The organism is Umezawaea sp. NPDC059074, assembly GCF_042738955.1.
Lineage (GTDB): Bacteria > Actinomycetota > Actinomycetes > Mycobacteriales > Pseudonocardiaceae > Umezawaea.
In genome coordinates, this window is the sequence record NZ_JBHYHC010000023.1 from 72,220 (window position 1) to 94,020 (window position 21,801).

At 72.8% G+C, this 21,801-nt stretch carries 19 protein-coding genes; 9 read left to right on the forward strand and 10 right to left on the reverse strand.

The annotated features are described in order from the left end of the window. Positions 1 to 7: 7 nt before the first annotated feature. Complete coding sequence (locus ACFWW9_RS13605) at positions 8 to 2,092, forward strand: toll/interleukin-1 receptor domain-containing protein (protein WP_390375924.1); 2,085 nt, start codon at positions 8 to 10, stop codon at positions 2,090 to 2,092. A 7-nt stretch (positions 2,093 to 2,099) separates the two neighbouring features. Here the strand turns inward: ACFWW9_RS13605 and ACFWW9_RS13610 are convergent, their stop codons facing one another. Further along, positions 2,100 to 2,795, reverse strand: a complete 696-nt coding sequence (locus ACFWW9_RS13610; RefSeq protein ID WP_390375927.1) for a TetR/AcrR family transcriptional regulator — start codon at positions 2,793 to 2,795, stop codon at positions 2,100 to 2,102. Between the two features lie 96 nt (positions 2,796 to 2,891). On the opposite strand from ACFWW9_RS13610, the gene ACFWW9_RS13615 reads away from it, so the two are divergent. The 3 genes from ACFWW9_RS13615 to ACFWW9_RS13625 all read left to right on the forward strand — a co-directional run bounded on the left by ACFWW9_RS13615 (position 2,892) and on the right by ACFWW9_RS13625 (position 6,358). Then, positions 2,892 to 4,238, forward strand: a complete 1,347-nt coding sequence (locus ACFWW9_RS13615) for an MFS transporter (RefSeq protein WP_390375930.1) — start codon at positions 2,892 to 2,894, stop codon at positions 4,236 to 4,238. Then, on the forward strand, positions 4,235 to 4,837 hold the full coding sequence (locus ACFWW9_RS13620) for an NAD(P)-dependent oxidoreductase (protein ID WP_390375933.1): 603 nt from the start codon (positions 4,235 to 4,237) through the stop codon (positions 4,835 to 4,837). Before ACFWW9_RS13615 ends, ACFWW9_RS13620 begins: the two co-directional genes overlap by 4 nt. Before the next feature lie 264 nt (positions 4,838 to 5,101). Continuing rightward, positions 5,102 to 6,358: a putative glycoside hydrolase gene (locus ACFWW9_RS13625; protein WP_390375936.1), complete on the forward strand. Its 1,257-nt coding sequence runs from the start codon at positions 5,102 to 5,104 to the stop codon at positions 6,356 to 6,358. Positions 6,359 to 6,410: 52 nt separating this feature from the next. On the opposite strand, the gene ACFWW9_RS13630 is transcribed toward ACFWW9_RS13625, so the two are convergent. The 9 genes from ACFWW9_RS13630 to ACFWW9_RS13670 all read right to left on the reverse strand — a co-directional run bounded on the left by ACFWW9_RS13630 (position 6,411) and on the right by ACFWW9_RS13670 (position 15,361). After that, complete coding sequence (locus ACFWW9_RS13630; RefSeq protein ID WP_390375939.1) at positions 6,411 to 7,100, reverse strand: SDR family NAD(P)-dependent oxidoreductase; 690 nt, start codon at positions 7,098 to 7,100, stop codon at positions 6,411 to 6,413. Next, complete coding sequence (locus ACFWW9_RS13635) at positions 7,097 to 8,272, reverse strand: exo-alpha-sialidase (RefSeq protein ID WP_390375942.1); 1,176 nt, start codon at positions 8,270 to 8,272, stop codon at positions 7,097 to 7,099. Before ACFWW9_RS13635 ends, ACFWW9_RS13630 begins: the two co-directional genes overlap by 4 nt. Then, positions 8,269 to 9,036, reverse strand: coding sequence for an HpcH/HpaI aldolase/citrate lyase family protein (locus ACFWW9_RS13640; RefSeq protein ID WP_390375945.1), 768 nt, complete (start codon positions 9,034 to 9,036; stop codon positions 8,269 to 8,271). Before ACFWW9_RS13640 ends, ACFWW9_RS13635 begins: the two co-directional genes overlap by 4 nt. A gap of 8 nt (positions 9,037 to 9,044) precedes the next feature. Next, entirely contained in the window at positions 9,045 to 9,998 is a 954-nt protein-coding gene (locus tag ACFWW9_RS13645) for an aldo/keto reductase (protein WP_390375946.1), read from the reverse strand. Then, entirely contained in the window at positions 9,995 to 10,822 is an 828-nt protein-coding gene (locus ACFWW9_RS13650) for an ATP-binding cassette domain-containing protein (protein WP_390375949.1), read from the reverse strand. The genes ACFWW9_RS13645 and ACFWW9_RS13650 overlap by 4 nt, the downstream gene beginning before the upstream one ends. After that, a complete protein-coding gene (locus tag ACFWW9_RS13655; RefSeq protein WP_390375952.1) occupies positions 10,819 to 11,643 on the reverse strand; it encodes an ABC transporter ATP-binding protein in 825 nt (274 codons plus the stop codon). The genes ACFWW9_RS13650 and ACFWW9_RS13655 overlap by 4 nt, the downstream gene beginning before the upstream one ends. Further along, positions 11,640 to 12,563 (reverse strand): ABC transporter permease, encoded by a 924-nt coding sequence (locus ACFWW9_RS13660; RefSeq protein WP_390375955.1) that lies wholly within the window; start codon positions 12,561 to 12,563, stop codon positions 11,640 to 11,642. The genes ACFWW9_RS13655 and ACFWW9_RS13660 overlap by 4 nt, the downstream gene beginning before the upstream one ends. Next, positions 12,560 to 13,495, reverse strand: coding sequence for an ABC transporter permease (locus ACFWW9_RS13665; RefSeq protein WP_390375958.1), 936 nt, complete (start codon positions 13,493 to 13,495; stop codon positions 12,560 to 12,562). The genes ACFWW9_RS13660 and ACFWW9_RS13665 overlap by 4 nt, the downstream gene beginning before the upstream one ends. A 288-nt stretch (positions 13,496 to 13,783) precedes the next feature. Further along, positions 13,784 to 15,361: an ABC transporter substrate-binding protein gene (locus tag ACFWW9_RS13670; RefSeq protein ID WP_390375961.1), complete on the reverse strand. Its 1,578-nt coding sequence runs from the start codon at positions 15,359 to 15,361 to the stop codon at positions 13,784 to 13,786. A gap of 164 nt (positions 15,362 to 15,525) precedes the next feature. Between ACFWW9_RS13670 and pdxA the strand changes: the two genes are divergently transcribed. The 5 genes from pdxA to ACFWW9_RS13695 form a co-directional block, all read left to right on the forward strand. Beyond that, positions 15,526 to 17,571, forward strand: a complete 2,046-nt coding sequence (pdxA, locus tag ACFWW9_RS13675) for a 4-hydroxythreonine-4-phosphate dehydrogenase PdxA (protein WP_390375964.1) — start codon at positions 15,526 to 15,528, stop codon at positions 17,569 to 17,571. Between the two features lie 32 nt (positions 17,572 to 17,603). Then, positions 17,604 to 18,386 (forward strand): DeoR/GlpR family DNA-binding transcription regulator, encoded by a 783-nt coding sequence (locus ACFWW9_RS13680; protein WP_390375966.1) that lies wholly within the window; start codon positions 17,604 to 17,606, stop codon positions 18,384 to 18,386. A gap of 23 nt (positions 18,387 to 18,409) precedes the next feature. After that, the gene (locus tag ACFWW9_RS13685; RefSeq protein ID WP_390375969.1) at positions 18,410 to 19,318 is read left to right on the forward strand and encodes an oxidoreductase; all 909 of its coding nucleotides are present in this window, start codon (positions 18,410 to 18,412) and stop codon (positions 19,316 to 19,318) included. A gap of 39 nt (positions 19,319 to 19,357) precedes the next feature. Beyond that, positions 19,358 to 19,987, forward strand: coding sequence for a MerR family transcriptional regulator (locus tag ACFWW9_RS13690; protein WP_390375972.1), 630 nt, complete (start codon positions 19,358 to 19,360; stop codon positions 19,985 to 19,987). Continuing rightward, the coding region (locus tag ACFWW9_RS13695) for a VIT domain-containing protein (RefSeq protein ID WP_390375974.1) at positions 19,984 to 21,801 on the forward strand (1,818 nt) is incomplete at its 3' end. The genes ACFWW9_RS13690 and ACFWW9_RS13695, both read left to right, overlap by 4 nt.

Genomic DNA, 21,801 nt, shown 5'->3' on the forward strand with positions numbered 1-21,801 from the left:
CGACCGCATGGCAGGCGTGTTCGTCAACTACCGCGCGAAGGACACCCCGCACGCCGCGGCGTGGATCGCCAACGTGCTGGTCGACAACTTCACCTCCGACCTGGTGTTCCGGGACACCGACTCGATGGCGGCGGGCGAGCACTACCCCAGCGAGATCCGCGCCGCGCTGCGCGACGCCGACGTGCTGGTCGCCGTGGTCGGCCCCAAGTGGATGCAGGAGGACCGGGACACCGGCAAGCCGCGGATCCTGAACGAGCGCGACTGGGTGCGCACCGAGATCGCCTACGCGCTCGAGCACGGCATCCCGGTGGTCCCGGTGCTGCTGCTCGACGCCCCGGACAACGCCCGACTGCCGCGGCACGACGAACTCCCGGAGGACATCCAGAAGTTCGCGAGCCTCCAGGTGGCGCGGCTGAGCCAGCGGCGGTGGGCCCAGGACACGAAGCACCTGGTCGAGCGACTGGTGACCATGGCGCCCTCGCTGGTCGTGCCGAGGCTGTTCGTGCAGCCGCCCGCCGCGCCCGACCCGAACGCCGCCCCCGGTTCCCTGCTGCGCCCGGAACTGGGCGTCGTGCCGTTCGCGGGCCGGGAGCGGGAACTGGCCGACCTCACGGCGTGGGCGACCGATTCCACGGCCAACTCGACGAAGCTGGTGGTGGGCCGGGCGGGGTCGGGCCGGAAGCGGCTGGCGCTGGAGCTGTGCCGCCGGTTGGCGACCGCCGGGTGGCTGGCGGGCGTCGTCGACGGCGAGGCCCCCGCCGCGCAGATCCGCCGCACGAGCGCCGTCGACAAGCCCCTGCTGGCCGTGGTGGACGACGCCGAACTCCGCTCCGACCAGCTGCTCGCGCTGGCGGAGGCCGTCAGCGCCCGCACGGCGGGGCTCGACGCTCCCAGCAGGCTGCTGATCCTGGGCCGGTCCGACGGCGCGTGGCTGCGGCCCCTGCGGGAGCACGCCGACGAGCGCGTGGCGGCGCTGTTCCGGCCGACCGGGCGGGCGAGCACGATGACGCTGGACGCCTCTCCCCCGCCCGCGTCGTTCGCGACGGCGGTCCGGGCGTTCGCCGACGTCCTCGACGTCACCGCGGAGGTCCCCGAGCCGCCCGACCCGGCCGCCACGACGCTGGAGGTCCACGCGCACGCGTTGTGCGCGGTGCTGGAGCAGGGCGGCTTCGGTCCGCGCGGGGGCACCGGCGACCCGCTGGCCGCGCTGCGGCGGTACGACCTCGCCCAGTGGCACCGGCGGATCAGCGCGGAGAGCGGCGTGGACGACGACGCGGGCACGCTCGCGGTGGTCGGCGCGTTCGCGACGCTGTGCGTTCCCGCGTCGGCGGACCAGGCCGACGCACTGGTGGCCCGGCTCACCGACGTCTTGGGCCTGCCGCGCTTGGACGTGCTCAAGCACGTGGACCGCTGGTCCCGCTTACATCCCGGTCCGCACCAGCTCAGCGCGTTGAGCCCGGCTCCGCTCGGCGACCTGTTCGTCGCCGACGCGCTGGCCAAGCACCCGTGGGTCCTGCCCGTGCTGGCGAGCGACTCGTTCCCGGACGACTGGCTCGCCAGGGCGCTGACCACGCTTGGCCGCGCTCTGCCCGACCACCCGAGGCTCGGCGAGTCCGTCACGGCCCTGTTCCACGCCAACCCGCGCCGGGTCGAGCCGTTCGTCGGCGCGGTCATCGCCCGGCTGGAGGACCCGGAGCCGTTCGCCAGGACCGTCGCCTCGGAGATGGGCAAGCTCGACTGGCAGATCCCCGACCTCGTGACGATCATGGAGAAGATGGCGATCGGCGGCGACGGCCACAACGCCATCCGCGGCGCGACGCTGGACGCGCTCGTCGGGGCGGCGAAGAAGTTCACCGACCAGCTCAAGGACCACAACGGGACGCCGGAGCCCACTCCGGCCATGGAGCCGATCCTGGGTGTCGTGAACAACCTGACGACCCTGGTCCAGGACTTCGTGGTGGGCGCGCTGGACCCGAAGTCGGGCCGGTTCCCGACCGTCGACGGCAAGCCGATCGTGCCCGAGGGGCCGATGTCGCTGCTGCGCGACCTCTACACGGCCTACGAGCAGGAGAAGCGCAAGGAGAAGGACTGACGCCCGTTCACCCCTGCGCGAGCAGGCCGTCGAGGATCACGCGGAGCTTCCACGCCGCGCGCTTCCCGCCCTCGCCGCCGGTCAGCAACGGGGCCAGGGCGTGGATGGTCGGGTGGGTGTCGGCGGGCAGGCCGCGGTAGACGGCGTCCAGGTGGGCCGACATCGCGGCGGCCATGGCGGCCTCGGAGGCGTGGGCCGGGTCGGTGGCGCGCTGGGCGCGGAGGCGGGCGGCGATCTCCAGCGCCGACGAGCTGATGTACTGGCCGAAAAGGTCCGCCGCCCACGCGCACGCGGCGTCGTCGATGCCGCCCGCCCGGAGCAGGCGGAGGAGTTCCTCGGTGACGCGGAGGCTCTGCGGGCCGGTGGGAACGTCGGACAGGCCGATGGACGCGATGTCGTCGTGGGAGCCCAGGGCGGCGACGATGCGGTCCACCAGGAGTTCCAGGCGCGCGCGCCAGTCGCCGTCGGACTCCACGGGGAGGACGACCTCGGCGATCGCCAGGTCGTAGGTGAGCGACATCAGCTCGTGCCGGTCCCGGACGTACACGTACAGGGACGCCGGTCCGGTCTCCAACGCCTGTGCCACCCGCCGCATGCTCACCGCCGCGTAGCCGAGTTCGTCGACCAGGGCGAGGGTGGTCGTCACGATCGCGTCCAGGCTGAGCGTGGACTTCTCGGGGCGCGTGCGGGGAGTGGCGGACACGACGCCGATCCTACCTTGACGAACGGTGTTCGCCAGGTGCACAGTTCCTCACGAACGATGTTCGCGAACGCTGTTCGTGAGGAACCGGGAGACCTGATGACGACAACGACGACCCACCCCTGGCGCTGGCGCGTGCTGGCGGTGGTGCTGCTGGCCGAGATCATGGACCTGCTCGACTCGACGGTCATGACCGTCGCCGCGCCCTCGGTGCGAGCCGGGATCGGGGGCGGCGAGGCCACGGTGCAGTGGCTGACCGCCGGGTACACGCTCGCGTTCGGCGTCCTGCTGGTGATCGGCGGACGGCTCGGGGACCGCTTCGGCCGTCGACGGCTGTTCGTCCTCGGCGCGATCGGGTTCACGGTCGCGTCCGCGCTCTGCGCGCTCGCCCCCTCCCCCGAGGTGCTGATCGCCGCGCGCGTGGCGCAGGGCGCGTTGGGGGCGCTGATGATCCCGCAGGGGTTCGGCGTGCTGGCGGCGGTGTTCGACTCCGACGAGCGCGGGAAGGCGTTCTCGCTGTTCGGGCCGGTCATGGGGCTCGCGGCGATCGGTGGGCCGATCCTCGCGGGCGGGCTGATCGCGCTCGACCTCGGCGGCCTCGACTGGCGGCTGATCTTCCTGGTGAACGTGCCGATCGGGGCGCTGGTCGTCGCCGGGGCGCTGCGGTGGATGCCCGCCGACGACGGGGACGCGGGCGCGCGGATCGACCCGGTCGGGGCCGCGCTGGTCGCGGTGGGCTCGGCGCTCCTGGTGCACCCGCTGATCCAGGGCCGGGAAGCGGGGTGGCCGTGGTGGACGTTCGCCGAAATGGCCGCCGGGGTCGTGGCGTTCCTGGCGCTCGGACGGCGGCAGCGCACCAGCGCGTCGCCGATCCTGGTCCCGAGCCTGCTGCGCAAGCGGGCGTTCGTCGGCGGGCTCGTGGTCGCGGTGTCGTTCTTCGCCGGGGTCGGCGGGCTGATGCTCGTGCTGTCCCTGCACCTCCAGCTCGACCTCGGCCACTCCGCGCTGTGGACGGCGCTGACCCTGTCGCCGATGGCGGTGGGCATCGTGCTCAGCTCGGCACTCGGCCCGAAGACCGCGGGCAGGTCCGTGCTCCACCTCGGGCTCGGCGTGCAGGTCGTGGGCGTGCTCGGGCTGGCGACCGTCGTGGCCGCGGACCTCCCGACGTGGGCGCTGCTCGGGCCGACGCTGGTCGTCGGACTCGGACTGGGCCTGCTGTTCGGCACGCTGATCCAGTCCGTCCTGGCCACGGCCTCGCCCGCCGAGGTCGGCAGCGCCTCGGGCGCGCTCAACGCCGTGCAGCAGCTCGCGACCGCCCTCGGCGTCGCCGTGCTCGGCACGCTGTTCTTCGACGGCGGTCTCGTCGTCGCCCTGCTCGTCGTCGCCGCGTTGGGCCTGGTCAGCGCGGCTCTCGTCACCCGACTCCCGGAAGGGGACCGCTCGTGAAGGTCGTCGTGCTCGGAGCCGCGGGCCGCACCGGTCGGCTCGTGGTCGAGGAAGCCGTGCACGCGGGCCACGACGTCACGGCCGCCGTGCGCACGCCGGAGGCGTTCACCGGCGACGGGACGGTCGTGCGGGTGGACGTGCGCGATCCGGGGAGCGTGCGCGCGGCCGTGAACGGGCACGACGTCGTGGTCTCCGCGATCGGCCCGCCCGGCAGGCGGCCCGCCGGGCTCTACTCGGACTGCGCCCGCGCGCTGGTGGCGGCGGACGTCGGCCGGGTCCTCGCGATCACCTCCGGCGGCGTCCGCGCGGACGACCCGAACTTCGCGTTCTGGTACCGCCACCTCGTCCGCCCGCTCGCGCGGGAGCTGTACGACGACATGCGGCTCATGGAGTCGGTCCTGCGCGACAGCGGTCTCGAGTGGACGTTCGTCCGCCCGGCCCGGCTGCTGGACGAGGAGCCGACCGGCGTCTACCGGGTGCTGGACGGCGAGACGCCCAAGGGCGGCTGGCAGGTGTCGCGCGCCGACCTCGCCCGGTTCGTCGTCGAGGAGCTGCGCGAGAGGCGGTGGTCGCGCGCCGCTCCCACGATCGCCCGATGACGAAAAGACTCGTCCTGGTGATACCGCCACTCCGATGATCGTGGTTCCCTTAGACCATAAGTTTATTCCGCGCGGTACAGAAACCAACACCGAGTAGTTCCCCCGACACTCTTGCGTCAATTATCGCCATGCGCCGAAAACAGCGGTTTTATTTCGCCGGTACCCACGATATGGTCACGGCGAAATAGAACCGTTTTCGTCGATGTGCAGCGGGCACCCGCTGATCAGCGCTGTTCACGACCGCCGATCCGCGAGGAGCCACCGATGTCCGGAGATGCGTCACCGAGCGACAAACCCGCAGGCAGGAGCCTGGTCTTCCGCAGCGCGGCCGCCGTCGCCGCCCTCGTCCTCACCGCGGCGGCCGCCGCGCCGAACCACGCCGCCGCCGAGGGCGATTCGGGCAAAGCCCAGTCGTTCTGGCTGCACTTGGACAGCACGCCGATCACCGACGCCGAGATCGCCACGCACGCGCACGAGCAGTCGTACGTCGTGCTCAACGCGTGGGAGGGCGATCTCGCGGGCAAGTTCAAGAACGCCAATCCGCAGATCCGGGTATTCGTCTACAAGGACCTGTCGTCCACCCGCGCTTACGCGTGCGAGAACGGCCAGGACGACGCGCGGATCCCGACCGGCGTCGGGTTCTGCGCCGCCGACCAGGCCCACCCCGACTGGTTCCTCACCGACGGGGGCGGCAAGCGGTTCGAGTACAGCGGGTACCAGGGCCACTGGCAGATGGACGTCGGCAACACCGCCTACCAGGACGCGTGGGGCGACAACGTGATCGCGAGCGCGAAGGAGGGCGGCTTCGACGGCGTCCTGATGGACAACGCGCTGTTCGCGTGCGACACCTACCACGAGGGCGTGTGCCCGGCGGCCTACCCGACCGACGAGGCGTTCCAGAACGCGTACAAGTCCATGCTCTCGAACCTGCGCGGCCGGTTCGCCGACGCGGGCCTGCTCACGGTCGCGAACCTCGCCAACGCCCGCCTGCACCCCGGCGCGTGGGACGCCTACACCGAGTACCTCGACGGCGGCTTCGACGAGTGGTGGCTCGCGTTCGGAAAAGGCGACCTGCTGCCGGAGGGGGCCGACGGCTGGAGCGCGCAGGCCGACCAGATCGCCTCGGACGAGGCCAGGGGCAAGATCACCTGGGTCCAGCCGCACGTGACGCCGGACGACGACCGGTCGTTCCGCTACGCGATGGCCAGCTACTTCCTGGTCCAGGGCGGCAGGACCGCCATCGCCGCGACCGTCGGCCGGGACGAGTACGGCGATCCTGCACCGTCGCGCGCCGAGTACGACTGGGACCTCGGCGACGCCACCGGGCCGTACCGAACGGTCGGCAAGAACCTGCTGGTCCGCGACTTCACCTGCGGCATGGTCGTGGTCAACACGAACCCGAGCGTCAGCGGCGAGGTCCGCGTCGACCTGGGCGTGCTGCACCGCGACGAGCAGGAGCGGTCCGTGGCGTCGGTGTCCCTGGCGGGCACGTCCGGCTCGATCCTGCGACGACCCTGCTGACCCCGGCGGGCCGTGACGCGGGACCACGCCGGGCAGGGTCGTGAGGAACGTCCTAACGCGTGATGCCAAGCGAGGCCCCGGCGCACACCACCAGCGTCTGACCGGTGACGCTGCGGGCGTCCGGGCCCAGCAGGAACGCGACCGCGCCCGCGATCTCGGCCGGGTCGATCAACGCCCCCATCGGCGGCAGCCGGGGAGGCGTGGCGGCCCGGCCGGGATCGCGCAGCATCGGGGTGTCGGTCGGGCCGGGCGCGACCACGTTGACCGTGATCGCCCGGTCCACCAGCTCCATCGCCCACGACCGCGCCATCCCCACCAGCGCCGCCTTCGTGGCGGCGTACTGGCTCTTGCCCGCCACGCCGGTCATCGTGCGACTGCCGATCAGCACCACGCGGGCCCCGCGCGGCAACGTCGGCGCGACCGCGTCGACCAGCACCGAGGCCGCCTCCACGTGCACCCGCCACATGGCCGCGCCGTCCTCGGTGGACAGCGAGCCGAGCGGCGCGGACCGTTGCAGACCGGCCGCGTGCACCACGGCATCCACTGTGGACAGTCCAGTCACTTTGTCCCGCACCGCTTCCAGGTCGCCGAGGTCGGTGGCCAGCCACGTGAGCCGGTCGTGGTCGAGCGGCGGTTCACCCCGGCTCAGGCCGGTCACCGCCCAGCCGTCGTCGAGCAGCCTGCGCGCGGTGGCGAGGCCGATGCCGGAGCTGACGCCGGTGACCAGCGCGTGCCGGGTCACCGGATCCACGACACGGGCACGCGGACGTGCTCGATGGTCTGCCGGAAGTAGGTGAAGGCGATCTCCAGCACCCCGTCCGCGCCCTGGTGGATCGTCGGGTAGGAGAACTCGCGGTTCAGGCCGTCGCGGGAGTTGTTGGTCAGGCAGTAGCCGTCACCGACCTCCAGGTTCCGCCGCACCGGCCAGGTCAGCCCGCCGTCGGACGACAGCGCCACGGTCATCGGCGCGCGGGGCGCTCCCCAGAACGCGGCCCCGAACTCTTCCGGGGCCGCGACCTGCTCGGCCAACCCGTCGTCGTCGATCTCGTCGTACAGCGACAGCCTGCGCTCGGTGGCGTCCAGCCGACTGCTGTCGTTGAACACCACCGCGAGCCGGTCGTCGGCCAGCCGGACGACCTGGACGGACGAGTTGTTGTTCGGCAGGTCGGGCACCGGTTCGGGCGCGGTCCACGTCTCGCCGTCGTCGGCGGACGTCGACCGGTGCACGAAGTCCGCCCACCGGCTGCGGTAGAACGCGGCCAGCGAGCCGTCCGGCAGCGGCACGACGTTCATGTGCACCATGCCGGTGCTGTCCGGCACGGCCACCTCGCGCCAGGTCGCGCCCTCGTCGTCGGACAGCAGCACGGCGCTGGTGTCGCGGTCCCCCACCCACTTCCGGCCGGGGACGGACACGCAGTGGAACACCGGCAGCAACCACCGGCCGGACGCCAGGACCACGACCGGCTGGCGCACGAACACCCCGCCGGTCGCCGTCGCGGGGACCAGGGTCGTGGTCGGACCCCACGTGCGGCCGCCGTCGGCGGAGATCCGGCGGCGCACCTCGGACGTGTCCTGGTTGCCCGCGAGCTGCGCGGTCCACAGCAGCCACACGGCCCCGCCCGGCGCCACGAACAGCACCGGGTTCTGCTCGGAGCGCGTGCCGTCGTCGGACAGCCGCTCGGGCGTGGACCAGGTGTCCGCACCGCTGGACAGGCGGGCGAACCACACGCTGATGTCCGGCACGCCCTCCTGCGTCCCGCCGAACCACACGCACCCCAGGTCACCGCCGGGGAGCGTCGCCAGGTTCGCGGCGTGGTTCTGCACGGCGGGCGCGGGCAGCATCGCGTCCAGCCGCTCGGGGTCGTCGGCGCGGGGCCGCAGGACGCCGTCGAACCCGACGGCCCGCACGCTCACGCGTCGCCCTTCGACGCGGCGAGGTGCGCGGCGGCGGCGTCCTCCAGGTGCGTCAGGTCAGAGGAGACCGACGCGAACGTGTACCCCTCGGCCAGCCGCTTCGCGGCGCTCGCGCCGTCCATGGTGTGGATTCCCGCCGCGATCCCGGCCGCCGCGGCGGCTTCGCGGATGCGGACCAGCGCGGCCTCGAACTCGGTGGCCAGCGCGGGGTCGCCGGGGACCTCGCCGCCGAGCGCGAGCATCAGGTCGGACGGGCCGACGTACACGCCGTCCAGGCCTGGGGTCGCGCAGATCTCCTCGACGTTCGCCAGGCCCGCGGCGGTCTCGATCATCACCAGCACGACCGTGGCGGCGTTGGCGTCCGCGGGCGTCGGGCCGATGCGCAACGCGGACCGCATGGGCCCGTAGGACCGCTTGCCCTCCGGCCCGTACTTCGCCGAGGACACGGCGGCGGCCGCGTCGGCGGCGGTGTCGACCAGCGGCACGATCACACCCGCCGCACCGGCGTCGAGCGCGCGGCCGATGGGCGTGGCGTTGTTGGCCTCCACCCGCACCAGCCCGACGGACGCGCCGCCCGCGTCGATCGCGGTGAGCCCGCTCAGCAGCCCCGAGTACCCGAGCAGGCCGTGCTGGCCGTCGAGGCACACGTAGTCGTAGCCGAGCCGCGCGAGGCGTTCCGTCGCGATCGGGGCGTCCAGCACGCACCAGTAGCCGATCGCTCGTTCACGGGCACGGATCTTGCGGGCGAACTCGTTCGCGGACATTCCACTCCTCAACGGTTGTAGGCAGGCATCGGACCACGCAGCGCGGCCCCCACCTCATCGCACTCTGCCAGCACGTCGGCGGGCAGCGGTCCGGCGGAGGCGGCCTCGACGTTGGCGACGAGGTGTTCGACGCGGGACCCGCCGAGCAGCACCGACCCCACGTCGGCCTGGCTGAGCAGCCACCGCAGCGACAGCTCGGTCAACGGGATCCCGGCCCCGGCGGCCACGTCCGACAGCGCGGTCACGGCGGCGAACAGCCGGTCGTCCCAGTACCGCTGGGTGTACATGGCGGCGAGCCGCGAGTCGCCGAACCGGCCCTCGCTCGGCTTCTCGGCGAACGTGTGCCGCCCGGTCAGCAAGCCGCCGCCGAGCGGGTTGTAGACGACGGTGAGCAGGCCCGTGACGCGGGCGAACTCCAGGTACTCGTCCTCCACCCGGCGGGCCAGCAGGTTGTAGAGCTGCTGCGCCGCGACGGGCCGGGGCACGCCCTGGGCGTCGCACTCGCGGTTCAGCTCGGCGATCTGCCACGCGGCGAAGTTGGACACCCCGACCGCGCCGACCAGGCCTTCCGCCACGAGCTTGCCCAGTTCGGCGACCGTCTCCGCGAGAGGCGTGGCCCGGTCCGGCTGGTGGAGGTAGAACAGGTCGACGTGGTCGACGCCCAAGCGACGAAGGCTGCCCCGCAACGACCGGCGCAGGCCGGAGGCGGACAACGGGCTGTCGCCTTCGGCGTCGGGGTGCGGGATGCCCGCCTTGGTGGCCAGCACGACCCGGTCGCGGCGGCCGGGCAGCAGGTCGCGCAGGATCTCCTCCGACGCGCCGCCCGCGTAGCCGTTCGCGGTGTCGATGCCGGTGATCCCGGCGTCCAGCGCCGCGTCGACCATCCGGCGAGCGCCGCCCGCGTCGACGGTGTCGCCGAAGGTCATCGTGCCCAGCACCAGCCGGGACAGGGCGAAGCTCACGCGGGGACCTCTTCTCGGGCGGTGACGAACGACCGCGGCTTGCGGCCGGTCATCGCGGTGGGGTCGAGCGCGGCCCGGCGCAGGGCGCGGGTGTACGGCTCCTTCGGCGCGGCCAGCACGTCGGCGGTGGGACCGGACTCGACGACCCTGCCCGCCTTCATCACCACGACGTCCGCGCTGATCCGCCGCACCACGCCCAGGTTGTGCGAGATGACGATGCACGTCAGGCCCGTGTCCCGCTGGAGGTCCTCCAGCAGTGCGAGCACCTGCGCCTGCACCGACACGTCCAGCGCGCTGGTGGCCTCGTCGCACACCAGGAGTTCCGGGCTGCTCGCCAACGCCCGCGCGATGCCGATGCGCTGGCGCTGACCGCCGGAGAACTCCGCGGGCCGCCGTTCCAGCGCGCTGGACGGCAGGCCGACCCGGTCGATCAGCTCGGCGGCCTGGGCCCGCCGGTCGGCCGCGGAGCGGACTCCGCGCAGCCGCAGGGGTTCCGCGACGATGTCCTGCGCGGTCAGGTGCGGGTCCAGGGAGGCGTACGGGTCCTGGAACACCATCTGCACCCGTGAGCGCAACGGCCGCATCCGGCGTTCCGACAGGCCCGCGATGTCCGTGCCGTCCAGCAGGATCTTCCCGGAGCTGGGCTTGAGCAGCCGCACGATCGCGCTCGCGATGGTGGACTTGCCGCAGCCGGACTCGCCGACGATCGCCAGCGTTCGTCCCTTGTGGACGGTGAAGCTGACGTGGTCGACCGCGCGGAACGAGCCGCCGCGCACGTGGTACTCCACCACGAGGTCGCGGACGTCGAGCAGCGGTGCGGTCATCGTTCTCCTCCGGCGACGTCCTCGTCCCAAGGCCCCAGCACGGGCACGGCGGACAGCAGCTTGCGGGTGTACTCGTGGCTCGGGTGGTCCACGACGGCCTCGACCTCGCCGGACTCGACGAACCGCCCGTCGCGCATCACGTGGATGCGGTCGGACACCAGCCGGGCGACGCCCAGGTCGTGGGTGATCATCAGGATGCCGATGCCCGTGCTCTCCTGGAGTTCCAGCAGCAGCGCCAGGATCCCGGCCTGCACGGTCACGTCCAGCGCGCTGGTCGGCTCGTCCGCGACCAGCAGCCGCGGCTCCCCCGCCAGGGCGATGGCGATCAGCACGCGTTGCAGCATCCCGCCGGAGAGCTGGTGCGGGTAGCGGCCGAGCTGCTCGGCGGCGCGCGGCACGTGCACCAGGTCCAGCAGCTCCACCGCGCGGGCCTCGGCGGCGCGCTTGGTCAGCTCCGGCTTGCGCAGCCGCACGGCCTCCCCGAGCTGCCGCCCGATCGTGTGCACGGGGCTCAGCGCGGTCATCGGGTCCTGCGGGATCAGCGACACCGTCCGGCCGCGCACCCCGTGCAGGGCCTGGGGATCGGCGATGACGTCCGTGCCGCCGAAGCGGACCGACCCCGACAGCACGGCCAGGTCGTCCGGCAGCAGGCCGAGCACGGCCATCGCGGTGGTCGACTTGCCCGAGCCGGACTCGCCGATGACGGTCACGGTCTCGCCCTCGGCGATGGAGAAGCTGACGCCGTCCACGGCGCGGATCACGCCGCCCGCGGTGATCAGCTCGACCTGGAGGTCCTCGACGTCCAGCAGCGCGGCGGTCACGGGGTGCTCACCTTCCGACGGCGCGCGCGGTCGCGCAGACCGTCGCCCAGCAGGTTCACGCCCACGACGAGGGCGACGATGACGAGACCGGGCAGCGTGACCATCCACCACGAGGTGGTGATGTAGTCCTGCCCGTCGGAGATGATCCGGCCCCAGGTGGCGAACGGCCGTTGCGGACCGGCGCCCAGGTAGGACAGCGCGCTCTCCAGCAGCACGGCCTGCGCGAGGAGCAGGAGCACCACGAGGCTGGCCTGCTTCACGACGTTCGGCAGCACGTGGCGGAGCAGGATCGCGAACCGGTGCAGCCCCAGCACGCGGGCCGCCGCCACGTACGGCTTCTCCCGCTCCACCAGGACGAGCGACCGGGTCAGCCGGGCCACCTCGGGCCACTGCGCGATGGCGATGACGAACGTGATGACCGGGATGGACGGCCCGAACAGCGCCACCACCAGGAGCAGCATCATCAGCAGCGGCAACGACAACTGCGCTTCCAGCAAGCGGGACACGACCGTGTCGACCCAGCCGCCGAAGTAGCCGGCGGACGCTCCGAGCACGACGCCGATCACGCCGGACACCACGACGGCGAGCAGGCCCACGAGCAGCGACACCTGGCCGCCGTGCAGCACGCGGGACAGCAGGTCGCGGCCGAGCTGGTCGGTGCCGAACAGGTGGCCGTCGACCAGCGGCGCGAGGCGGCGGCTGGCCAGGTCCTGCTGGTCGGGGCCGGGCAGCGGCAGCACGCGGGCCAGCGCCACCGGGATCACGACGAGCAGCGTGCAGACCAGTCCGGCCCACAGCTTGAGCCGGGAGCCCCGGCGCTGCCGGGTGACCTTGGCGCGAGCGAGGTGCTTCGCGGTGACGGCGCTGGGTCTGGGCTCGGACGGCCGCACGCGGGCCGGTCCGGGGTGGGTGGTGCTCACGCGGACACCTTCTTCCCGAGGCGCACCCGCGGGTCGAGCAGCGGGTAGGCGAGGTCGACCAGGAGTTGGACGGTGACGGCGAGCGCCGCCGTGACCAGGACGGTGGCCTGGATCAGCGGGTAGTCGCGCGTCTCGAGCGCGCGCACCACCAGCGAGCCGACCCCCGGCCAGGCGAACACGACCTCCACGACGACCACGCCGTTCAGCATGGACGCGAACCGCGTGCCCAGCGCGGTGACGACGGGGATCGACGAGTTGGTCATCGCGTACCGCCACACCAGCGCCCGCTCCGACACCCCGCGCGAGCGGGCCACGGTCAGGTAGGGGGCGGTGAGGTTCTTCGCCATCTCGCTGCGGACGAGCCGCGAGATGAGCGCGATCTGGAGGATGGCGACCGTGACGGCGGGCAGCACCAGGCCGCCCCAGGTGGCGAACCCGGATGCCGGGAGCACCGGCACCAGCACCGCGAACACCGTGAGCAGCATGATGCCGCTCCAGAAGTCCGGCATGGACTGACCGGCGATCGTCACGACGTTCGCGCCCAGTTCACGGGTCGTGTCCGCGCGGCGGGCCATCCACACGCCCAGCGGCACGGACACGACGGTGGTGATCAGGATGGCCGCGAGCGCCAGCGTGATGGTGAACGGCAGCCGTTCCAGCACCACGTCCAGCGCGGGCGAGCGGAACGAGTAGCTCGTGCCGAGGTCGCCGGTCAGGATGCCCTTGAGGAACAACAGGTACTGCTCGACCACGGACCGGTCGAGACCGAAGGAGGCGCGGATCTTCGCCAGGTCCTCGGTGGTGGCGAGCGGACCGGCGTAGGCGGCGGCCGGGTCGCCGGGAGCGAGGCGGATCAGCACGAACACGGTGGAGATCGTCAGGAACACCGTGAGCACGCTCTGCCCGAGCCGCTTGAGCAGGTAGGACCCCATCGCTCAGCCCTCCGATCGCACGAGGTCGGACGGGAGGTTGCGGGAGCCGACTGGGCGCGATGACACCGTGCGGTCGACGGGCACGGGAACCGCCGCACCAGGCCGCGCTCCACCACGCCGTCGAGCGAGGCCGGTCCGGTGGAGCGGATGTGGCCCCTGGCGTGGTGTATGCAGTCTGCCGAAGACGGTGTGGGAGAACGCGAGCGAAGCACCGCCGACCGGAACCCGGACCCCGCCAGGCGAACCACGGCCGTCGGCGCGATGGCCGACCACGAGCAGTTCCATCGGTCAGCCCTCCAGTCGCGCGGACGCGAGGTCGTAGGAGTTGGTGGGGCCGAGCGAGATGTCGCCGACCCGGTCGCGGCTGGCGAGCACGGCGTTCGGCACGAACGCCCACAGGCACGGCCAGGTCGCCCACACGGCCTTCTGCGCGTCGCTGAGCAGTTGCGCGCGGCGGGTGGCGTCGGGTTCGGCAGAGGCGTCGGCGATCTGCGCGGCGATGGCCGGGACCACGTAGCCCTGGTAGGTGTCGCGGGTCTGCTCCTTCTCCGGAGTGCCCGCGTACATGCCCTGGAGGATGCTCACGGCCAGGCCGGTGGGGCTGGAGAAGCCGTTGCCGAGCACGTCCCAGTCGCCCGCCTTGCCCTGCCGCCACGAGAGGATGTCGCCGCCCGGCTCGAACTGCTGGAGCGTGGCGCGGACACCGACCTGGCCGAGCATCTGGAGCACGGCCTCCATGACGGAGGTGTCGCTGGCGAACTCGCCGCTCTCCCAGATGATCTTGAGGGACAGGTCGCGCACGCCCAGCGCGTCCAACCGCTGCTTGGCCTGCTTCGGGTCGTAGACGTACTCGCCCGTCTTGACCGCGCCCTCCAGACCGGTCGGCACGACGCCGTCCGCCTGCGAGACCGAGCCGACCAGCACGTCCTGCACGAGCGACCGGCCGTCGATCGCGTAGGTCAGCGCCTCGCGCACCCTCGGGTCCGCCAGCGGGTGGCCCTGCGGCTTGCGGAAGTTGTAGAACAGCTGGTTGATCCGCGTGCTCGGGGTGCGGGTGATCCGCACGCCCGGCAGGCCCGCGAGCTGGTCCGCCGAGTCCGGGGTGATCGAGTCGATCACGTCGACCTCGCCGCTGCGCAGCGACACGACCCGGCTCGACTCCTCGGGCACGAACCGCACCTGCACGTTCGGCACGCGCGGCTTCGTGCCCCAGTAGTTCTCGTTGATCGCCAGCGAGTAGTTGCCGGTGCCGCGGTTGCCGGAGCGCATCACGTACGGGCCGGAGCCGATGCCGTCCTGCAACTCCTCCGGGCGGTTGCTCGCCGACGGCGTGACCAGGATGTTCGCCATCAGGTAGTCCAGCACCGGGATCGGGCGCTCGGTCTGGAGCAGGAACGTGGTGTCGTCGACCGGCACGACCGTGGGGAACTCGGAGAAGAAGCCCGCGATGAACGACCCGTTCACCTGCTGGTACATCTCCAGCGCGGTCTTCACGTCCTGGACGGTGACCGGCGAGCCGTCCGAGTAGCGCGCGCCGTCGCGCAGGCGCACCGTCCACTGCGTGGGCGCTGTCAGCTCGAACCGGTCGGCCAGCACGAGGCGGGGCTTGAGGTCCTGGCCCACCATCGTCAACGCCTGGCGCACGCCGCGCTGGACGGTGACGGCCGCGTCGAACTGGTTCAGCTTGTTGTCCAGGCTGACCAGCGAGCGGTTGAGCGCGAGGGTCAGGGTGCCGGGACCGGGGGTCCCGGTCGGACCGGCGCAGGCGTTCAGCAGCGGGCCCAGCGTGACGCCCGCACCCGCGATCGCACCCCATCTCAACAGGGTGCGGCGGGAGAGCTCCGGGCCGCTTCCGGATCGGGTCATCGTCGACCTCTCACAGTGCTCGGGGGGTTCGGCGCTGCGGCGCGAGGCCGGGGACACCGGTTGTTACCCGAGCCACAGTGACACGGCCTGCACGTTTCGCGCAAGTCCTCTGGCATTTTCAGCGCGTTCTGTGCAATCCTTCAGGTCGAGGAGGTGCGGTAGACGTGGCTAAGATCCTTGTTGTCGCTGATGATCTGTCCGGAGCCGCCGAGGTGGCCGCGGTGATCGGGATGCGCACAACGCGCAGTCTGGTGTTGCTGGGCCTCGACCCGTCGTTTCCTCCCGATGACGACGACGTGATCGTCGTGGACCTCGACGTCCGCTCCGGGCTGCCCGACGCGGCCGAGACCGAGACCGCCCGCGCCGTCACGGCGCTCGGCGCGTCCGGGCAGGTGTTCGTGAAGGTCGACTCGCTGCTGCGCGGTCACGTGGCCGCCGCCGTGCGCGGGGCGGGCGGCTTCGCCGTCGTGTGCCCCGCGCTCCCCCGGCTCGGCCGGGTCGTGCGCGGCGGTGTCGTGCACCTGGACGGCGTGCCGCTGCACGAGACGGACGCCTGGCGGGTGGAGCCGACCGCGCCACCGCGGTCGATCGCCGAGGTGCTGCCCCAGGCCACCGCCGTGGTGCCCCTGGCCGACGTGCGCGCTCCGGACCTCGCCACGCGGTTGTGCGCGATCCGCGCAACCGGGGCCGTCGCAGTGTGCGACGCGGAGACCGACGCCGACCTGTCCCTGATCGCCGCCGCCGGAACCGCCGCGGGCGCGGTGCTGGTCGGCTCGGCCGGGCTCGCCGAGGCGCTCGGCGACGGACCCTCCACCGCTACCCCCGAACCCGGTTCGACGGTGCTGGTCGTCGTCGGCACGGCGGCGGCCGCCGCGCAGGTCGAGCACCTGCGAACGACGGACTTCACCGTGCTCACCACGGCGACCGGGGACCTGGCCGCGCTCGCCGACGAGGCCGCGTTCGAAGCCGCGTGGCAGAGCACCGCCGACCTCGTCCTCACCGGCGGCGAGACCGCCCGCGCCGTGCTCGACCGGCTCGGCGTCACCCGACTCACCGTCCACGGGGCCCTCGCCGGGCACCACGGCGCGGTGCTGAGCACCACCCCCGACGGCCGTCGCGTCGTCACCAGGCCGGGCAGCTTCGGCGCGCCCGACTCCCTCACCGCCATCGCGGTCGCACTCCACGGAGGAACCCACGTGAGCACCACCAGTCCCGACACCCGCCCGTTCATCGCCGTCACGATGGGCGACGGCGCGGGCATCGGCCCCGAGGTCGTCGTGGGGGCGCTGCTCGACGAGGGCCTCGCCGCCGAGTGCCGCCCGGTCGTGATCGGCGACGCGGCCCGGCTGCGGTTGGGCGCGGAGGCGTTGGGCGTGACCGCCGACGTCGTCGCCGTGGAGTCGGTGCGGGACGCCGTGTTCACGCCCGGCCGGGTCAACGTGATCGACCTCGGGCTGCTGCCCGCCGACCTCCAGTGGGGCGAGCTGTCCGCGGTCGCGGGCGACGCGGCGTTCCACTACATCCGGGTCGCCGCCGAACTGGCGATGGCGGGCACGGTGCAGGGCATCTGCACGGCCCCGCTGAACAAGGAGGCGCTGCACGCGGGCGGCCACGTCTACCCCGGCCACACCGAACTGCTCGCGCACCTCACCGGGACCGAGGAGGTGTCGATGATGCTGTCGACGCCGAAGGTCAAGGTCATCCACGTGACCACCCACATCGGGCTCGTGGACGCCGTGCGCAAGATCGAGCCCGGCCTGGTCGAGCGGACCGTCCGCCGCGGCCACGAGGCCTTGGTGCGCGCGGGCGTGCCGGAACCGAAGATCGGCGTGTGCGCGATCAACCCGCACGCGGGCGAGAACGGGCTGTTCGGGCAGGGCGAGGAGGCCGAGAAGATCACCCCCGCCATCGAGGTGCTCCAGGCCGACGGCATCGACGCGCGCGGCCCGCTGCCCGCCGACACCGCGTTCTTCCTCGCCGGGCGCGGCGACTACGACCTCATCGTGGCGATGTACCACGACCAGGGCCACGGCCCGGTGAAGGTGCTCGGCATCGAGGCGGGCGTCAACATCACCGTCGGCCTGCCAGTGATCCGCACGTCGGTCGACCACGGCACGGCGTTCGACATCGCGGGCAAGGGCGTGGCCGACATCCGCAGCATGATCGAGGCCCTGCACCAGGCCGCGCGCATGTCGCCGAGCCCCAGCTAGGGTTTCGTCCACCACGACGCGGGAGGCACGCCATGGCGGGGATGCGGACGAGCGACCGGCGCGACGAGATCGTCCGGCTGGCGACCACGACCGGTCTGGCCAGTGTGGACGAGCTGGCCGACGCGTTCGACGTCACGGCCTCCACGATCCGCCGCGACCTGGCGCGGTTGACCGACGAGGGCCGGGTGGCGCGCACGTACGGCGGCGCCATCGCCCTGCTCGCGCACCCGGAACCCTCGGTGCGGCAACGCACGCAGGAGGCGTTCGCGGAGAAGACCGCCATGGCCAAGTGGGCGGCGGCGGAGGTCGGCTCCGGCGAGACCATCCTGCTGGACGCGGGCACGACCGTCGGCGCGCTCGCCCGCGAGCTGCGGGACGTGCCGCAGTTGACCGTGGCCACGACCGGCCTGACGGCGTTGACGGAACTGGCGGGCTCGGAGTCGGTGCACGTGGAGTGCCTCGGCGGCACGCTGCGACACCTGAGCCAGGGCTTCGTCGGCCCGCTCACCGAGGCAGCTCTGGAGCGGATGACGTTCGACCGCGTCTACCTCGGCGCGGACGGCGTGACCCCGGACAACGGGCTGTGCGAGGCGGACCTCCAGCAGACGCGGCTCAAGGAGCTGATGATGCGCCGCGCCAACGAGGTGTACGTGCTGGCACACGCGGACAAACTCGGCCGCAGCCCGTTCCACTCGTGGGTCCGCATGCCACCGCGCTGGACCCTCGTCACCGACGACAGCGCCGACCCGCGCCTGGTCGACGAGTTCACCGCCCGCGGCGCCCAGGTGATCACGGTGCACCCCGACCGGAGCTGACCGGTCAGGAGGACCCTGGTCGCATGACCACTCCCCCTGCTTGGACGACCGCGGACATGCCGGACCAGACCGGACGGACGGTCGTCGTGACCGGTGGCAACAGCGGGCTCGGGTTCGAGACCTGCAAGGCGTTCGCGGAGCGCGGTGCGACCGTGGTGCTGGCCTCGCGCGACGAGGAGCGCGGGCGGGCCGCGGCGGACCGGTTGCCCGGTCGGGTCGACGTGCTGCGGCTGGACCTCGCCGACCTCGACTCGGTGCGGGTGTTCGCCGCCGAACTGGTCGGGCGCGGCGAGCCGGTCGACGTGCTGGTGAACAACGCGGGCATCGGCATGGCGGCCCGTTCCCTTACGGCGCAAGGGGTCGAGTCGCAGTTCGGGGTGAACCACCTGGGGCACTTCGCGTTGACCGGTCTGCTGCTGCCGCTGCTGCGGCGCGGGACCGGGGCGCGGGTGGTGACGGTCAGCTCGAACGCCTACCGGCACGGGCGGATCGACTTCGACGACCTGTCCGGCGCGCGGAAGTACCGGCCGCACACGTTCTACGGGCAGAGCAAGTTCGCCAACGTGGTGTACGCGCTGGACCTGGACCGGCGGCTGCGGGCGGCCGGAGTCCCCGTCGCGAGCCTGGCGGCGCACCCCGGCGTCGCCGAGACGAACCTGCCGAACTCCAGCGCGGGCGGGGCCGTCTCGTTCGTGCTGAGGCTGGCCAACTCCTGGATCGCGCAGCCCGCGGCGCACGGCGCGTGGTGCCAGCTGCACGCCGCTACCGCGCCGACCGCCGAGGGCGGCCAGTTCTACGGGCCCGGCGGGCGCACGTGGATGCGCGGCCACCCCGCGCTGCTGCACCCCGGCCCCGCGCTCAGCGATCCGGAGACCGCGCGACGGCTGTGGGACGTGTCCACCGAACTGTCGGGGGTCGCGTACGCCTTCTAACGTTGACACTGTCACGGTTGCAGTGTCACTATTGGCGGCATGTGGACCATCGACGAGCTCGTGGAGCGGGTTGGCGCGGCGCTGACCGCGGAATACCCCGGCGCGCCCAACGGGCGCGTTCGCGACGTGCCCGATCGGCGTGCCGTCCGCTGGTACGCGACCACCGGCCTGGTGGACCGGCCCTCCGCGATGCGGGGCCGGACCGCGCTCTACGAGACCCGCCACCTGCTCCAGCTCGTCGCCGTGAAGCGGCGGCAGGCGGAGGGGCGCACGCTCGCCGAGATCCAGGCCGAGCTGACCGGGGCCACCGAGTCGACGCTGGCGGAGATCGCCCGCGTGCCCGAGGACCTGCTGCTCACCCAGCCCGAACCGCCCACGACGGCAGCACCGCGGGCCCGGTTCTGGGCCGCGCCGGTGGCAACTGCCGACACTGCAACGGTTCCGGCGTCGGCAGGCGTCGGGCCGACTCCTCTTGCGGAATCGGCCAAAGCGGCCGTTCCGGAGACGCCCGCGATCGCGCTCAGCGGGGTCGCGCTGCCCGGTGGCGTGGTGCTGCTCGTCCCCGGTTCCCCCTCCCCCGGCGACCTCGCCGACATCGCCGCCGCGGCCCGGCCGCTGCTCGACCTGCTGTCCACCCGTGGCCTCACCACCGAAAGGGACCCGTCATGACCTTCTCGATCACCCCGATGCGGCCGTCCGAGCTGGACCGGATCGGGCAGGCGGCCGGTGAGGCCGGTGTCGGCTGCCTGCGCACCGAACGCGGGAACCTGCCCCTGGAACGGATCGACGTCCGGGCGACGGTGACCGGGCTGGTCGGGCGGGTGGTGCTGACGACCGGGTTCACCAACCCGCACGACACCGCGCTCGAGGCCACGTACGTGTTCCCGCTGCCGGACCGCGCGGCCGTCACGGCGATGACGATGACCGCCGACGGCCGGACCGTGGAGGCCGAGCTCCAGGAGCGGGGCGCGGCGCGGCAGCAGTACGACGAGGCCATCGCCGCGGGCAAGCGGGCGTCGATCGCCGAGGAGGAAAGACCGGACGTGTTCACCATGCGCGTCGGCAACATCCTGCCCGGCGAGAAGGTCAGCGTGGCGCTGACCGTGGTGGGGCCGCTGGTGTTCGAGGACGGCGCGGCGACGTTCCGGTTCCCGCTCGTCGTGGCCCCGCGCTACATCCCCGGCACTCCCCTGTCGGGCGAGTCGGTCGGCGACGGCTTCGCCGCGGACACCGACCAGGTGCCGGACGCCTCGCGGATCACGCCCCCGGTGCTGCTGCCCGGTTTCCCGAACCCCGTGCGGCTGTCGATCGGCGTCGAGGTCGACCCGGCGGGCCTGGAGCTGGGCGAGGTGCGGTCGAGCCTGCACGCGGTGAGCCAGGAGGGGAACCTCATCACCGTGTCGCCCGGCGAGCGGCCGGACCGCGACTTCGTGCTGCGGCTGGCGTACGCGGGCCAGTCCTCGACGGCGGTGTGCGTGCCGGACGGGGACGAGGGGACCTACCAGCTCACGGTGCTGCCGCCCGAGACCACCACGGCGGTGCGGCCTCGTGACGTCGTGCTGCTGCTCGACCGGTCCGGGAGCATGGGCGGCTGGAAGATGGTCGCCGCCCGGCGGGCGGCGGCGCGGATCGTCGACACCCTGACCAAGGACGACCGGTTCGCCGTGGTCACGTTCGACCACGAGGTCGGCCACCCGGCCGACCTGGGCGAGGGGCTGGTCGCGGCGACGGACCGCAACCGGTACCGGGCCGTGGAGCACCTGGCGGGCGTGGACGCCCGCGGCGGCACCGAGCTGCTCGCGCCGATCCGCGACGGGCTGGCGCTGCTCGGCCGGTCGGACGACCAGCGCGACCGGACGCTCGTGCTCGTCACGGACGGCCAGGTCGGCAACGAGGACCAGATCCTGCACGAGATCGCGCCGCTCGTCGGGCGGACGCGGGTGCACGCGGTGGGCGTCGACACGGCCGTGAACGCGGGCTTCCTCGGCAGGCTCGCCGCCACCGGCGCGGGCCGGTGCGAGCTGGTCGAGAGCGAGGACCGGCTGGACGACGCGATGGAGCACATCCAGCGCCGGATCGCCGCGCCCGTGGTCACCGACGTCGTGGTGTCCGCCGAGGGCGTGGACCTGGTGGAGGACTCCCGACGGCCCGCGGCGATCTACCCCGGCGTGCCGCTGGTGGTGTCCGGTCGCTACCGCGGCACGGCGTCCGGCGGTCTCGCCGTGCGCGGCCGCACCCGCGACGGGCAGGCGTGGGACGTCGTCGTGCCGGTCGAGCACCGGGACGAGCCCGCGATCACGGCCCAGTGGGCGCGCGCCGAGCTGCGCGGGCTGGAAGACGCCTACGTGGCCGGGGATTCGAGCCTGGAGCCGACGATCGTGGCGACCTCGCTGCGGTTCGGGGTGCTGTGCCGGTTCACCGCGTTCGTGGCCGTCGACTCGGAGGTCGTGGCGGACGGCAAGGTGCACCGCGTTGTGATTTCC

Coding starts and splice junctions, on each gene's coding strand:
- ACFWW9_RS13605 (WP_390375924.1), top strand. CDS start 8: ATGGCAGGCGTGTTCGTCAACTACCGCGCGAAGGACACCCCGCACGCC.
- ACFWW9_RS13615 (WP_390375930.1), top strand. CDS start 2,892: ATGACGACAACGACGACCCACCCCTGGCGCTGGCGCGTGCTGGCGGTG.
- ACFWW9_RS13625 (WP_390375936.1), top strand. CDS start 5,102: ATGTCCGGAGATGCGTCACCGAGCGACAAACCCGCAGGCAGGAGCCTG.
- ACFWW9_RS13640 (WP_390375945.1), bottom strand. CDS start 9,036: ATGTCCGCGAACGAGTTCGCCCGCAAGATCCGTGCCCGTGAACGAGCG.
- ACFWW9_RS13650 (WP_390375949.1), bottom strand. CDS start 10,822: ATGACCGCACCGCTGCTCGACGTCCGCGACCTCGTGGTGGAGTACCAC.
- ACFWW9_RS13665 (WP_390375958.1), bottom strand. CDS start 13,495: ATGGGGTCCTACCTGCTCAAGCGGCTCGGGCAGAGCGTGCTCACGGTG.
- ACFWW9_RS13670 (WP_390375961.1), bottom strand. CDS start 15,361: ATGACCCGATCCGGAAGCGGCCCGGAGCTCTCCCGCCGCACCCTGTTG.
- ACFWW9_RS13680 (WP_390375966.1), top strand. CDS start 17,604: ATGGCGGGGATGCGGACGAGCGACCGGCGCGACGAGATCGTCCGGCTG.
- ACFWW9_RS13685 (WP_390375969.1), top strand. CDS start 18,410: ATGACCACTCCCCCTGCTTGGACGACCGCGGACATGCCGGACCAGACC.
- ACFWW9_RS13690 (WP_390375972.1), top strand. CDS start 19,358: ATGTGGACCATCGACGAGCTCGTGGAGCGGGTTGGCGCGGCGCTGACC.